Raw genomic sequence first — 12,376 nt, forward strand, 5'->3', positions numbered from 1 at the left:
GGGGAGCCGGTCGCGTTCCTCATAGGGTCGTGACCATGACGACGACCATCCTGCAGGCCGACGACCCGCGCGGCATCCTGCTGTTCGCGCCCGGTGCCGGCGGCGACCCGACGCGGTACGCGCGCCTGCTCGAGGCGGCGAACGCGGAGGGTTTCATCGTGGCGTCGCCGGCGCATGAGCTGGCGGAGTCCTACCCCGACGAGGTGCTCCGGGAGCGGGTGACCGCACTGCGCGAGCCGCTGGCGGAACTGGGACGTGACGACCTTCCCGTGGTCGCCGCCGGGCACTCGCTGGGCGGGTTCGCCGCGCTCTGCCTCGCGGGCGGGCGCCCTCGTGACCGCGACGGACGACTGATCGAGGTTGCTGCCGAGCCCCGTGTCTCCCGAGCGATCGTGCTGGCGCCCGCCGCCGGCTGGTTCGTCGGGCGGGACGCGCTGGCCGACGTCACGGTCCCGCTCACCGTGATGGTCGGGTCCGAGGACGACGTGACTCCGCCCGAGTCGGCGGAGGTGTTGCGAGGGGCCACCTCGATGGACCTGCGCCGCTACGAGGGAGTCGGCCACTTCGACTTCATGTCGCCGCTGCCCGAGAACAAGGAGCCCGTCGTCGACGACCATCACGCCTTCCAGGAGCGCTTCATCGCCGACTTCGTCAGGGCTCTGGGGTAGTCGACTCCGGGCCGTCCTCGCGGATGAACGTGTCCAGCGCCCGTCGCAGCGCGAGGACGACGCTGTGCACCAGCATCTGCTCGTGGGTCCGGAAGGACTGCGCCTCGAGCAGCCGGTTCAGCTCGGCGTCGGCGGCCGCCAGCTCGGGGTCGGGGTCGGAGCCGTGCCCGTACGCGTCCAGCCCATCGGCCAGTCGCACCATCGCGGTGGCGATCGGCTCGCGCACCTCGTCGGTGAGCGCCGCCTGCATCGACGGGTAGCCCGGCACGCCGTGCGGGCGCAGGACGAGGTCGCTCACGTCGGCGACGAGCAACGAGATGCGCTCGAGCGACTCGGCCTCCTGCGTCAGCTGGTCCATTGCCTGCCGGTGGCGCCGCGCGCGAGCGTTGCCGGTCAGCGACTCGTGCACGCGGGCGACGGCGCGCTGCATGGACGAGCGGGCGCGCCCCAGGTCGCCGTGCTCGCGATGCCACTGCTCGAGGGTGGGCAGCTCGAACTCGACCATCAGCTCGGCCAGCTCGCGCAGCTGTGACGCCAGGACCGTGCGGGTCTCGCCGATGGCCAGGCGCGCGGGTGCCAGGGGCAGGGGCGGGGCGATCATGTTGACCAGGATCCCCACGAGCGCTCCGTACAGGGTCAGTCCGCCGTACGCGCCGATGAACCCGGCCTCGCCGTGCCCGATGATCAGGGTGAAGACCGCGGCCGTGGGGGCCCAGCCGCCCATCGCCCCCAGCGGCTTCCACCCGGCGACGCTGACCGAGAGCGCGACGACCAGGCCGATCGTGAGTGCGGCCACCTCGTCACCCACGGCGGCGTCCACGACCCACGCGATGACGCCACCGACGACGATCGCGCCGACCGCCTGCAACGACTCGCGCACCGAGCCGGCCAGGGTCGAGGTGGTGGCGATGATCGCGCCGAAGGGGGCGTAGTACGGGTAGTCCTGCGAACCGGGCAGGAATCGCACGGTCGTCCACGCGACGGCCGCCGCGACGGCAGCGCGCAGGGCCAGGGCGATCCGCGGATGGTTCATCCAGCGGTCGAGGAGCCACCTGCGTGCAGCGTGCATCCCTTCACCGTGGCACGGGCGGCGGCGGTCGGCACGTCGTCGGGCGGATGCCCACCGGGCGCGGCCGGGCCGTCACGATCCGTGCCCGAGGACCGGTGCCCGCAGGACGCGGCGCGTCGCGCCTCGCATCGCGGCCAGAGCGGTCACCGCCACGAGGGCGCTGATGGCCGGGATGACCCAGAGGGGGCCCTGGGGCCACGGCCTGGCGAGGACGCCCAGCCCCAGCACCGACATCGGCAGGACCGCCAGGACCGTGCCGGCCGCGATGGCCAGGCCGGTGAGCAGGGCGGCCTCGCGGGTCACCATCGCCCGGATCTGTCGCGGCGTCGCGCCGAGCATCCTGAGCGTGGCCATCTCCTCGCGACGCCGTGACGTGGTCGTGCGCAGGCTGTTCGCGACGGCGACGAGCACGTACCCGAGCATCGGCAGCAGCACGATCAGGCTGATCCAGCGCTCGGGATTCGCGTCGCCCCTGGTCATCGATGCGCCCGGTGCGACGGCGACCTCGGGACGGCTCGCTGCCCAACCGGCCACTGCCGCGCCGTCGCCGTCGACCAGCACGGTGTCGCTGGACCGCGCGAGTCCGTGCGCGGCCAAGAGGTCGGTCGACACGACCACCGCTCCGAAGCCGAGGCCTCGGCGATAGGTGGCGGCGACGACAGGACTGACCCGGTCACCATTGCCGAGCCGCAGGTCCACCCGGTCGCCCACCTCCACGCCCCAGCGGCCCGCGGTCGCCTCCGCCAGCGCCACGCTCTCTCCCTCCAGGTCCGCCAGGTCGCCCGCGGCGACATCGAGGTCCACGACCCGGTCAGCACCCGGCCCCAGGGCCAGGGCAGGGGAGCGCTCGGTCGTCGAGTCGCCCAGCATCCGGCTCGTGCGCACGATCGACGTCGTCACCAGCGGCACCGCCGCGTCCACGCCGGCCACCTCACCGAGGTCGGCCACCTCGGCCGCCGTCATCGGACCGCTGACGGTCGCGGCGGCGGTGAAGGCCTCATCCTGCTCGGCTGCGGTCGCGCGCTCCAGCGTGGACTGGGCGTAGACCTGGGCCACGGTGAGACTGAAGGCCAGGGCCAGCACGCTCACGGCTCCCGCGGTCCGCAGCGAGTACGCGTGGGTGTGGTGCAGCGCGAGCCAGCGGACGACGGGAGCCTGCCGGCCGCTGTACCCGGCCAGCCGACCCGTGACCGTGCGGGCGATCACCGGACCGGCCAGGGCCAGGCCGACGATGCCGACCAAGGTGCCGCTCACGGCGGAGAGGAACGCGTCCTCGCCGCTGAACGCCAGTGATCCGAAGGCCGGAGCCAGGGAGAGCGCGATCAGACCCAGCCCCACGACGGTGCGGATCCGGGACGGGTGGCGAGGCTCCACCCGGGCCTCGCCCAACGCCTCGGTCGCCGGTCGCCGCGAGGCACGCAGGGACACGCCACGGGCGGTGAGCTGGACCACCAACAGAGTCAGCACCACGACGACAGCGCCCGCGAGCGGGGAGGTCACGAGGGGCAGTGACGTCGACAGCAGGCCACGCTCCGCCAGCTGGTCGCCGAGCCAGCCGGCGACCAGGTAGCCGAGTGCCACGCCGGGCACCAGGCCCGCCGCGGCCGCCGCGGTCGCCTGACGGGCGACCAGGCCACGGACCTGCCGGGGCGTCGCGCCCACAGCGCGCAGCAGCGCCAGCTCGCGTCGCTGGTTCGCCACCGAGTTCGCCACGGCGCTCGCGACGATGAGGCCGACGAGGAGCAGCAGGGTTCCGGCCGCGGACGCGGAGAGCTCGAGGAGCTGGAGCCGGGCGTCGCCGACCACCAGCGACTCGACGGCACCTCGCGCGTCCCCGGTGGTCACGGCATAGTCGCTGCCGACCACGTCCGAGATCGCGGCGGCGACCTCGTCGGGCGAGGCACCGTCACCCAGGCGGACCGCGACGAGGTCGCTGGCACCGCTCGGCAGTGGGCTCAGGTCGCTGAGCGTCGCCGGATCGAGATGGACTTCGGTGCCCGGTGCGTCGACGACCCCGCTGATCCGCAACGGCAGGTGGGTGCCGCCGGCAGCCAGGTCGATCCGGTCGCCGACATCGAGTCCGGCAGGGTCGGCGATCCCGGTGTCGAGGACGACGGAGTCCGGGCTCGGTGCAGAGCCCCGCAGTTCCGGGTCGCCGAGCGCGGCGACCGGCCAGGGGTGGGACTCATGGGTGCGGGTCTGGCCACTGATCGTGACGGACACCGGGACGCTCACGTCCGCCACGGCGGAATCGACGCCGGGCACCGTGGCGATCCGGTCGACGAGGTCGCTCGGAACCGTCGCCCGCTCGGGCAGGCGCACGTCGAAGTCCTCCGCCACCGCCACGCGCTGCGGCGACGAGACCAGGACCTGGGCGTCCGCCAGCCGCACGGGCGGGACCTGCGAGCGCAGGCTGGTCTCGGTGAGGACGGCGCCGGCGGTGACCAGCGTGGTGCCGCCGAGGATGGCGAAGGCCAGTGCCAACAGCGCGCCGATGTGTCCTCGAGCCATGGCGCGGGCGCGGAGGCGGGCAGTGGCGGACATCAGCGTGCCCCGGCCAGGGAGTCGGTGAGCAGCTCGAGCGTGGGCTCGGTGACGAGCTCCTTGATGCGGCCGTCCTCCATGACGACGGTCGCGTGGGCGCGGTGCGCGGCCCGCGGGTCATGCGTCACCATCACGACGGTCTGGCCGAACTCGTCGACGAGGTCCCGCAACAGCCCGAGCACCCCGTCCGCCGTGCGTGCGTCGAGGGCGCCGGTCGGCTCGTCGGCGAAGACCACGTCGGGTCGGGCCGCCAGCGAGCGGGCGATCGCGACGCGCTGCTGCTGGCCTCCGGACAGCTCGTTCGGTCGGCGCTCGAGGTACGGGCGCAGGCCGATCCGGTCGATCACCTGGTCCAGCCACGCGCGGTCGCCCTCGACGCCGGCCAGGCGGAGCGGCAACGTGATGTTCTCCCGGACGGTCAGCGACGGCAGCAGGTTGTACGACTGGAAGACGAATCCGACCGCATCGCGACGGACGAGGGTGCGCTGGGTCTCGTTCAGCCGGGAGATCTCCCGGCCTCCGATGACGACCCGTCCGGAGGTCGGGCGGTCAAGGCCGGCAGCGCACTGCAGCAACGTCGACTTGCCCGAGCCGGACGGTCCCATCACCGCGAGAAACGTGCCGCGCGGCACCTGCAGGCTGACGTGGTCGAGGGCGTGGACGGACCCGTACGACCGGGTGAGGTCGTGCAGCTCCAGTGCGAGGTTCGAGGTCTGGGAACTCATGCCTCGACGCTAGGAACCCCGGACCGCCGAACCCATCCAGCCCACTGCCCGATCGAAGGTACAGCGCGCTGTACCGACGGCCCCGATCCCGGCCGGTAGCGTGATCGCGATGGACAGCGAACGGGCGGTACGAGACGGGCGAGGCCCCCGTGCCCGGTTGCGGTCCGCTGTCCGGGGTACCGGCTTCGCCGTCTGGGGTGCCGGCCTGGGACTGCTGGCCGTCGTGACGTTCCCGGTCGCGATCGTGGTCGCCGTGTTGTGGTTCCTGCGCGTGGGACGGCCGCTGGTCCTGCCGTCGCTGTCGTGGCTCCGCTGGCTGACCGGCGCCGAGCGCGCCCGGCTCCGGCGCATCGGGCACCGCCTCGAGGACCCGGTCCGGGCGGACGGGACGCCCGAGGAGCAGGTCATGGACCCGGTCACGCGGCGAGAGCTCGGCTGGCTGCTCGTGCACGGCACGGCCGGGCTGCTGCTCGGCGCGATCGTCCTGCAGCTGCTGCTGACGGGCCTGCACGACATCGCCTACCCGCTGTGGTGGGAACGAGTCGGCCCGAGCGAGCAGGAGCTGCTGAACGGACTGCTTCCTGCGCGCACGGAGGAGCGAGCACTCTGGGGGCCGGCGCTCGGCCTGATCGCGCTGGCACTGTGGCTTCTCGGAACGCCGCGACTGCTCGACTGGCAGACGCGCAGCGGCAGGGCGCTGCTCGGCCCGGTGCCCGGCGCCGACCTGTCCGCGCGGGTCATCGAGCTGACCGCGACCCGGGCCGCAGCACTCGACGCACACGCGGTCGAGCTGCGGCGGATCGAGCGTGCGTTGCACGACGGGGCGCAGAACCGGGTCGTCGGCGTGGCCGTGCTGATCGGAGCCGCCCGTCGCGAGGTCCAGCGCGACCCCGTCCACGCCGAGGAGATCCTGGCACGGGCCCAGGACACGACCGAGGAGGCGTTGGCCGAGCTGCGGTCGGTCGTCCGCTCCATCCTGCCGCCGGTCCTGGAGAACCGTGGGCTCGCCGGAGCACTGACGGCGCTGGCGGCCGAGTGCGCCGTGCCGTGCACGGTCACGATCGACGTGCCGGTGCGCTGCCCCGCCAGCGTGGAGGCGACCGCCTATTTCGCGGTGGCCGAGTCGCTGACCAACGTCGCCCGCCACAGTGGCGCCAGCCGCGCCGAGGTGGAGGCGCGACTCGCCGACGGCCGACTGCTCGTGCGGGTCCTCGACGACGGGCGCGGGGGAGCAGACCCCGCGGCCGGCACCGGACTGGCCGGGATCATCCGCCGTGTGCAGGCGCTCGACGGCGAGGCCGTCCTGTCCAGCCCGCCCGGCGGTCCGACCGAGCTGGAGGTGGCGCTGCCGTGCGGATCGTGATCGCCGAGGACGACACCCTCCTGCGTGAGGGACTCAGCCTGGTGCTGCGCGGCGAGGGCTTCGACGTCGTGGCCGCCACGGCCGACGCCCCGTCGTTCCTGACCGCCGTCGCCGAGCATCGGCCCGACCTCGCGGTCGTCGACGTGCGGATGCCGCCGACACACACCGACGAGGGCATCCAGGCGGCGGTGGCGGCACGTCGCGCCCAGCCCGGACTCGCGGTGCTGGTGCTGTCGGCCTACGTCGAGCAGAGCTTCGCCACCGACCTGCTCGCCGACGGTGCCGAGCGGGTCGGCTACCTGCTCAAGGAGCGCGTCGGGCGGGTGGACACGTTCGTCGAGGCACTGCAGCGGGTGGCCGACGGCGGCACCGCGATCGATCCAGAGGTGGTCGCCCAGCTGTTCGCGCAGAAGCGGACCGGCGACCCACTCGAACGGCTCACCGCGCGCGAGCGCGAGGTCCTCTCGGTGATGGCCGAGGGTCTCGGCAACGTCGCCATCGGCCGCCGGTTGCACATCACGGACAACGCCGTGCACAAGCACATCCGCAACATCTTCATGAAGCTCGACCTGGCCCCGGACGACCACACCGACCGGCGCGTCGCGGCCGTCCTGCGCTACCTCGACGGCGCCTGAGCCCACTCGACGACAGCGCCCCGGGTTCCAGTCACCTGGTGACTGCAACCCGGGGCACTGTGCGATGGGACGAGGTCAGCGCCTGACCTTGCGGCCCTTGCTCGTCTTGACGACGGTCAGGTACTTGGGCTTCTTCGCGACGACGCGGACCTTGATGACCTTGTGGCGGTCGGCCTTGCGGACCTTGTAGGTCGCCTTCGTCGCACCCTTGATGACGCGGCCGTTGCGCAGCCACTGGAAGCGGACCTTGACGGGCCTGGGGCCCCACCTGGCCGTCTTCGCGGTCAGCTTCTTACCGACCTTCGAGGTTCCGGCGATCTTGACGGTGCCGACCTTCAGCGGACGCTTCGCGATCGTCGCGGTCGAGGTGCTGACGTACTGGTTCACCCAGCCGGGGCGGGCGACCGTCACGCGCACCTTCAGGCGCTTGTTCACGTCGACGGCCCGCACCTTGTAGCGGCTCTTGGTCGCACCCTTGATGGTGGTGCTGCCGCGCAGCCACTGGTAGCGCACGGTCGCCGTCGGGTCAGCGGTGACGGTTCGCGGCGCGGCCAGGATCCGTCCGACGGTCGGCTTGCCGGCCACGGTGGGCCTCTTGGCCAGCGGCTTGGCGGGGCGGCTGCCCGCGACCTGCACCTGGACGCGGTGGAACGAGTCGCTGCCGTCGACGTAGTTGCCCGCGGCGTCGGTCCGGTAGAGCTGCAGCCGCGCATCGATGCGGGCACCGGCATGGGAGGCGGCGACGGTGAAGCTGGACGAGGCCTGGCCCCAGGTCGTGGACCGCGGTTGCGGGACGCCGTCGACCAACCACGTCAGCGTGCTGAAGGTGTTCGCGGGCTTGCCGAAGCTGGCGGTCAGCGTGGCGCCGGGCTTGGCGCTGCCGGTGACCTTGAGCGGCGAGGACGGCTGGACGTGGGTACCGCCGACCTTCGAGACCGGCGTCGTCAGCGTCGCCGGCTTGTAGCCCGCTCGGCTCGCGGTCACCTCCGCCCAGACCCACGCACCGGACTGCGCCGACGTGGGCGTGTAGGTCGCGGAGGTGGCGCCGGCGATCGGGACCGCCGCGACGCCGTCGCGCTGCGACATCCAGCGGTAGCTGAAGGTGGCGTTCGTCGGGCGCCAGCCCTCCTGGCCGACGACGGTGAGCGGCTCGTTGACCCTGAAGGAGCCCAGCAGGAACGGATCGACGGGCGCCATGCCCAGGGCCTGCTTGGGCAGCTTGACCGAGAAGGTCTTGGACGGCGCCGACGACGTCGAGGTCCACGTGGTCGCGTTCTGGACCGAGGTGGCGTTCGGCCAGCACGTGTCGCGGTGGCGCACCTCGGTCTGCCAGTAGGTGTCCTGGGAGTCCTGGCCGTAGTAGTCGTCGAAGAAGCAGACGCGGTACTGGCCGCCGACGGGGACCTTCCACGAGAACCGGCCCTTGGCGTCGGTGAGCTTGGGCCCGAACGGGTAGCCCTGCCACTTTCCGTCCTGCAGCTCGAGGATCTCCCAGCGAACGTTCTTCAGCGGTTTGCCGTCCGGCCCCACGGCGACACCGGTGATGGTGCCTTCGGCGGCGGCCTGGGCGGGCGTGGCGGCCAGTGGGACGAGCAACAACGCGAGGAGGCCCAGCAGTATGGGACGCAGGAGACGCATGGTGCTGAACCTACTGCCATGGGGACCGTGGCGGATCCCCCGGAATCGGGGGTGCCTGTGGCTGTCAGCCGCCGGCGGGGAGCTCCTCGAGCATGACCTCGGGGTTGTCGCGGGCGACCTTGTTCGCCCGCCACTGGTCGGTGAAGAGCGCCAGGTGCGTCCCGTCCGCGCGCTGCAGGACCTCCATGCCGCGCGTGCCGCCCAGGGCCCGTGCGCCGTCCGCGTCGGTCCGGCGAGCCACCTGGTAGTCCAGCCGCGAGAGCCGGATCGGTGAGTTGAACTCGTTCTTCATCCGCTCGTCGACGACCTCGAACTGCAGCGGGCCGACGGCGGCCAGGACCGGGCTCTGGTCGCCGCGCAGGTCCGAGCGGAGCACCTGGACGACGCCTTCCTGGTCCAGCTGCTCGATGCCGCGGCGGAACTGCTTGTACCGGCCCACGTCGCGGGCGGTGCAGGTCATGAAGTGCTCAGGGGCGAAGCTCGGCACCGGCGGATAGTCGATCGGGTCGCCGTCGTACACCGTGTCGCCGACGCGAAGTGCCTGGGCGTTCACGAAGCCGATGATGTCGCCCGGCGACGCCTGCTCGACCGAGGAGGTCGTCCGGCCGAAGACCGCCTGGGCGTACTTGGTCGCGAAGGGACGACCGGTCGTCGCGTGGGTCACGATCATGCCTCGCTCGAACGTGCCGGACACGACCCGCGCGTAGGCGAGCCGGTCGCGGTGCGCGCTGTTCATGCCCGACTGCACCTTGAAGACGAATGCGCTGAAGGCGTCGTCGACCTGGCGGACCGAGCCGTCGACGCCGGCGGTCGCGCCGGGTCCGGGGGCGAGCTCGAGCAGCAGCTCGAGCAGCTGGGCCACGCCGAAGTTCTGCAGCGCCGACGCGAACATCACCGGAGTGGTCTCGCCACCGAGGAAGCGATCCTGGTCGTGGTCGGCGCCGTCGAGCGAGAGCAGCTCGCTCTCGTCCGTCGCGGCCGACCAGACGTCGGCGTCGACGTCCTCCACCTCGGACGGCGACAGGCGGCGCTCGGGTGCCCGCTCGGCCCCACCGGCGGTGCGGGTGTACTTCACGAACTCGCCCGTGCGACGGTCCAGGACTCCGCGGAAGTCACCGGCCTCGCCAACGGGCCAGGTCAGGGGAGTGGGGCGCAGCTTGATCTGCTGCTCGATCTCGTCCATCAGCGCCAGCGGCGACAGGCCCGGACGGTCCCACTTGTTGATGACGGTGATCACCGGGATGCCCCGGAGCGCACACACGCGGAAGAGCTTGAGGGTCTGCGGCTCGAGGCCCTTGCCGGCGTCGACCAGCATCACCGCGGAGTCCACCGCCGACAGCACTCGGTACGTGTCCTCCGAGAAGTCGCTGTGGCCCGGGGTGTCGACCAGGTTGACGACATGGTCACGGTAGACGAACTGCAGCGCGGCGGACGTGATCGAGATGCCGCGAGCCTTCTCCATGTCCATCCAGTCCGAGACCGTCGCCTTGCGGTCGTCCTTGCCGTGGACGGCACCGGCCTGGTTGATGACCCGGGCATGCAGCGCGAGCGCCTCGGTGAGGGTGGACTTGCCGGCGTCGGGGTGGCTGATCACGGCGAAAGTGCGGCGCGGGCGTTTGTCGGACACCACCCGAATCTACTCGGCGCCCGGGAACGCCTCCTCAGCGCAGCGCCGAGGACGCCGGATCGGTGCTGAGCACGCGGACCGCGAGGGTCGTCGTCGACTCGACGCCCAGGTAGCCCACGACGGTGTTGATGCGTCCGAGGTCGAGCGGGAGCAGCCCCGGCGTGCCCGGGACGTCGGGGGTCAGGCCGAGCTCGAGGTCGTCCCGGCCCGACATCATCTGCACGTTGAACTCGAACCGCTCGCGGGCCTCGGGAGCGGCGAGCCGGCGGACGATGGTGGCACCCATCCGCCGTGAGCCGGTCTCCACGGCCCACGAGTCGAGGGTCGCGGCGAGCGTCCGCCCCTCGTTGTGGTCGATGTCGGCCCAGACGGTCTCCATCGACCCGGCCTGCGTGAGCAGGACCGCCGCGGTCTTCTCGCCGATGCCGGCGACGCCCGGCAGGTTGTCGCTGGGGTCCCCCCGCAGGGCCGCGAACGCGAGGTAGTGCTCAGCGGCGACGCCGTACATGCTGAGGAGCCGAGCCGGGTTCAGCAGGGGCGATCCGTCGATGCCGCCGTTGATCAGCCGGAGCACCTGGGTGTGGTCGCTGATGTTGGCGAACGAGTCCCGGTCGGACGTGACGATGACGCAGTTCCAGCCGTGGTCGCGAGCCCACCGGGCGCCGGAGGCGCTGACGTCGTCGGCCTCGAGTCCCGGCGGAGTGAGCGTGGCCAGGCCGAGGGCGTCGAGGAACGCGCCCGCGCGCTCGAGCTGGTCGACGAGCGCCGCGTCCTTCTCGGCGCGGCCGGCCTTGTAGGCGGGGTAGAGATCCGCGCGCACCGATGCCCGGCGGTCGTCGAGTCCGAAGATCACGGCATCGGGGGCGAACCGCTCGATCGCCTCGATGATCTGTCGCAGCATGCCGTGCAGTGCCCAGGCGGGCCGCCCCGAGCGGTCCATCAGCTTGGTGTGGGCCCGCGCGTGGTGGTTGCGGTGCAGGAGCGAGGGGGCGTCGACGACCAGCAACAGTCGGCGGGAACGATTCACGGGGGCAGACATGGGAGCTCTCGCGATCCTAGCCGCGAGCAGGTGCCGGGAGTTCCCGGCACTGCGGCGATCTCAGGTTCGTCGGCGCGCGAGGCGGTTACGCCGCTCCTCCTCGCGCTTGGAGTACGTGGCCGCGCGGATGGCGTCGTCGGACTCCAGTCCGCTGCCGAGGCCCCCGCCCACGGTGGCCGCGGACGCGACGAACCAGGCCAGCACGAAGAGGTCGCCGTAGCCGAGGGACATCTGGAGGTAGCCGCCCATCACCGACGGGTCCAGGACGAAGAGCGCCCACAGGAGGTTCACCACGTAGAGCGCGAGGTAGCAGATGAGGACCCCCGAGGTCAGCGTCACCAGGGTCGAGATGTTGTAGAGGCGCGACCTCTCCCGGGCCTCGGAGGAGTCGTCGTCCGGGCGGTCCCACAGCTCCCCGTCGATCACGAGCCAGCCGACCACGAGCGCGATGGACACGATCGTCGCGACCGTGAGGCGCCACCACGACAGCGACCCGGCCAGCAGCCACACCGTGGAGTTGATCGTGGCGACGGCTCCGGTCGCCAGCGCCGCGACGAGCGCCGACTTGAGTCCGGGCACGAGGAGCCACGGCCGGTTGGCCAGCACCATGCCCAGGAGCAGGCGCCTGCGGCCGCCGACGCGGGAGAGCGGCACCCGCTGCTCCTCCGTGGAGGTGGGATCGGCCATCCCGGCGACGAGGCTGCGCACCGCGCGGCGCGTGCGTGCCTCCATGCGCACGCCGCCGAGCGCAGGCAGGGACAGCACGGCTCTGCGCTGTTGTGGATCGGCCTCGATGAGGAGGTAGTGACCATCGTCGTCGCGCAGGGGAAGCTCCGTGAGCCCCACCACGAGGTCCCACTCGTGCTCCGCCGCCTGGTCGCCCAGTCGCGCGAGGGCGGTGTCGACGTCTTCGGAGCCGGTGGTGAACGGCTCGCTGACGACCTCGACGTCCCAGGAGCCGTCCTCGCCCCTGGGTGGGTCCAGGTCCTTGATCCGATGCGCCATCTGTGTGGGCGATGCCGGGTCTGCCACGAGGCCGATCTGGAGCTCGTTCATTCTCTCGGTGTA

Annotated in this window: 10 protein-coding genes; 3 read left to right on the forward strand and 7 right to left on the reverse strand. The window is 72.1% G+C overall.

What is annotated here, in order from left to right:
• Window positions 1-35 precede the first annotated feature (35 nt).
• A complete protein-coding gene (locus RT323_RS08635; protein ID WP_313407100.1) occupies window positions 36-668 on the forward strand; it encodes an alpha/beta fold hydrolase in 633 nt (210 codons plus the stop codon).
• Here RT323_RS08635 and RT323_RS08640 read toward each other — a convergent pair.
• From RT323_RS08640 to RT323_RS08650, 3 genes are all read right to left on the reverse strand, one after another.
• Entirely contained in the window at window positions 652-1,737 is a 1,086-nt protein-coding gene (locus tag RT323_RS08640; protein WP_313407103.1) for a hypothetical protein, read from the reverse strand. The genes RT323_RS08635 and RT323_RS08640 overlap by 17 nt on opposite strands.
• A 72-nt stretch (window positions 1,738-1,809) precedes the next feature.
• The gene (locus RT323_RS08645; RefSeq protein WP_313407106.1) at window positions 1,810-4,281 is read right to left on the reverse strand and encodes an FtsX-like permease family protein; all 2,472 of its coding nucleotides are present in this window, start codon (window positions 4,279-4,281) and stop codon (window positions 1,810-1,812) included.
• Window positions 4,281-5,006 carry an ABC transporter ATP-binding protein gene (locus RT323_RS08650; RefSeq protein WP_313407108.1) on the reverse strand — a complete coding sequence of 242 codons (726 nt, stop codon included), beginning with the start codon at window positions 5,004-5,006 and terminating at the stop codon, window positions 4,281-4,283. The genes RT323_RS08645 and RT323_RS08650 overlap by 1 nt, the downstream gene beginning before the upstream one ends.
• A 109-nt stretch (window positions 5,007-5,115) precedes the next feature.
• On the opposite strand from RT323_RS08650, the gene RT323_RS08655 reads away from it, so the two are divergent.
• Window positions 5,116-6,369 carry a sensor domain-containing protein gene (locus RT323_RS08655; RefSeq protein WP_313407110.1) on the forward strand — a complete coding sequence of 418 codons (1,254 nt, stop codon included), beginning with the start codon at window positions 5,116-5,118 and terminating at the stop codon, window positions 6,367-6,369.
• Window positions 6,357-7,004 (forward strand): response regulator transcription factor, encoded by a 648-nt coding sequence (locus RT323_RS08660; RefSeq protein ID WP_313407112.1) that lies wholly within the window; start codon window positions 6,357-6,359, stop codon window positions 7,002-7,004. Before RT323_RS08655 ends, RT323_RS08660 begins: the two co-directional genes overlap by 13 nt.
• 75 nt (window positions 7,005-7,079) lie before the next feature.
• On the opposite strand, the gene RT323_RS08665 is transcribed toward RT323_RS08660, so the two are convergent.
• The 4 genes from RT323_RS08665 to RT323_RS08680 all read right to left on the reverse strand — a co-directional run bounded on the left by RT323_RS08665 (window position 7,080) and on the right by RT323_RS08680 (window position 12,364).
• Window positions 7,080-8,642, reverse strand: coding sequence for a hypothetical protein (locus RT323_RS08665; RefSeq protein ID WP_313407114.1), 1,563 nt, complete (start codon window positions 8,640-8,642; stop codon window positions 7,080-7,082).
• Window positions 8,643-8,706: 64 nt separating this feature from the next.
• Window positions 8,707-10,269: a peptide chain release factor 3 gene (locus RT323_RS08670; RefSeq protein WP_313407117.1), complete on the reverse strand. Its 1,563-nt coding sequence runs from the start codon at window positions 10,267-10,269 to the stop codon at window positions 8,707-8,709.
• A gap of 34 nt (window positions 10,270-10,303) precedes the next feature.
• Window positions 10,304-11,296, reverse strand: coding sequence for a 5'-3' exonuclease H3TH domain-containing protein (locus tag RT323_RS08675; RefSeq protein ID WP_313407118.1), 993 nt, complete (start codon window positions 11,294-11,296; stop codon window positions 10,304-10,306).
• A gap of 72 nt (window positions 11,297-11,368) precedes the next feature.
• On the reverse strand, window positions 11,369-12,364 hold the full coding sequence (locus RT323_RS08680) for a hypothetical protein (protein ID WP_313407120.1): 996 nt from the start codon (window positions 12,362-12,364) through the stop codon (window positions 11,369-11,371).
• Window positions 12,365-12,376: the final 12 nt, after the last annotated feature.

This window comes from Aeromicrobium sp. (assembly GCF_032084975.1).
Classification (GTDB): Bacteria; Actinomycetota; Actinomycetes; order Propionibacteriales; family Nocardioidaceae; genus Aeromicrobium.

Coding starts and splice junctions, on each gene's coding strand:
- RT323_RS08645 (WP_313407106.1), bottom strand. CDS start 4,281: ATGTCCGCCACTGCCCGCCTCCGCGCCCGCGCCATGGCTCGAGGACAC.
- RT323_RS08655 (WP_313407110.1), top strand. CDS start 5,116: ATGGACAGCGAACGGGCGGTACGAGACGGGCGAGGCCCCCGTGCCCGG.
- RT323_RS08640 (WP_313407103.1), bottom strand. CDS start 1,737: ATGCACGCTGCACGCAGGTGGCTCCTCGACCGCTGGATGAACCATCCG.
- RT323_RS08680 (WP_313407120.1), bottom strand. CDS start 12,364: ATGAACGAGCTCCAGATCGGCCTCGTGGCAGACCCGGCATCGCCCACA.
- RT323_RS08635 (WP_313407100.1), top strand. CDS start 36: ATGACGACGACCATCCTGCAGGCCGACGACCCGCGCGGCATCCTGCTG.
- RT323_RS08665 (WP_313407114.1), bottom strand. CDS start 8,642: ATGCGTCTCCTGCGTCCCATACTGCTGGGCCTCCTCGCGTTGTTGCTC.
- RT323_RS08650 (WP_313407108.1), bottom strand. CDS start 5,006: ATGAGTTCCCAGACCTCGAACCTCGCACTGGAGCTGCACGACCTCACC.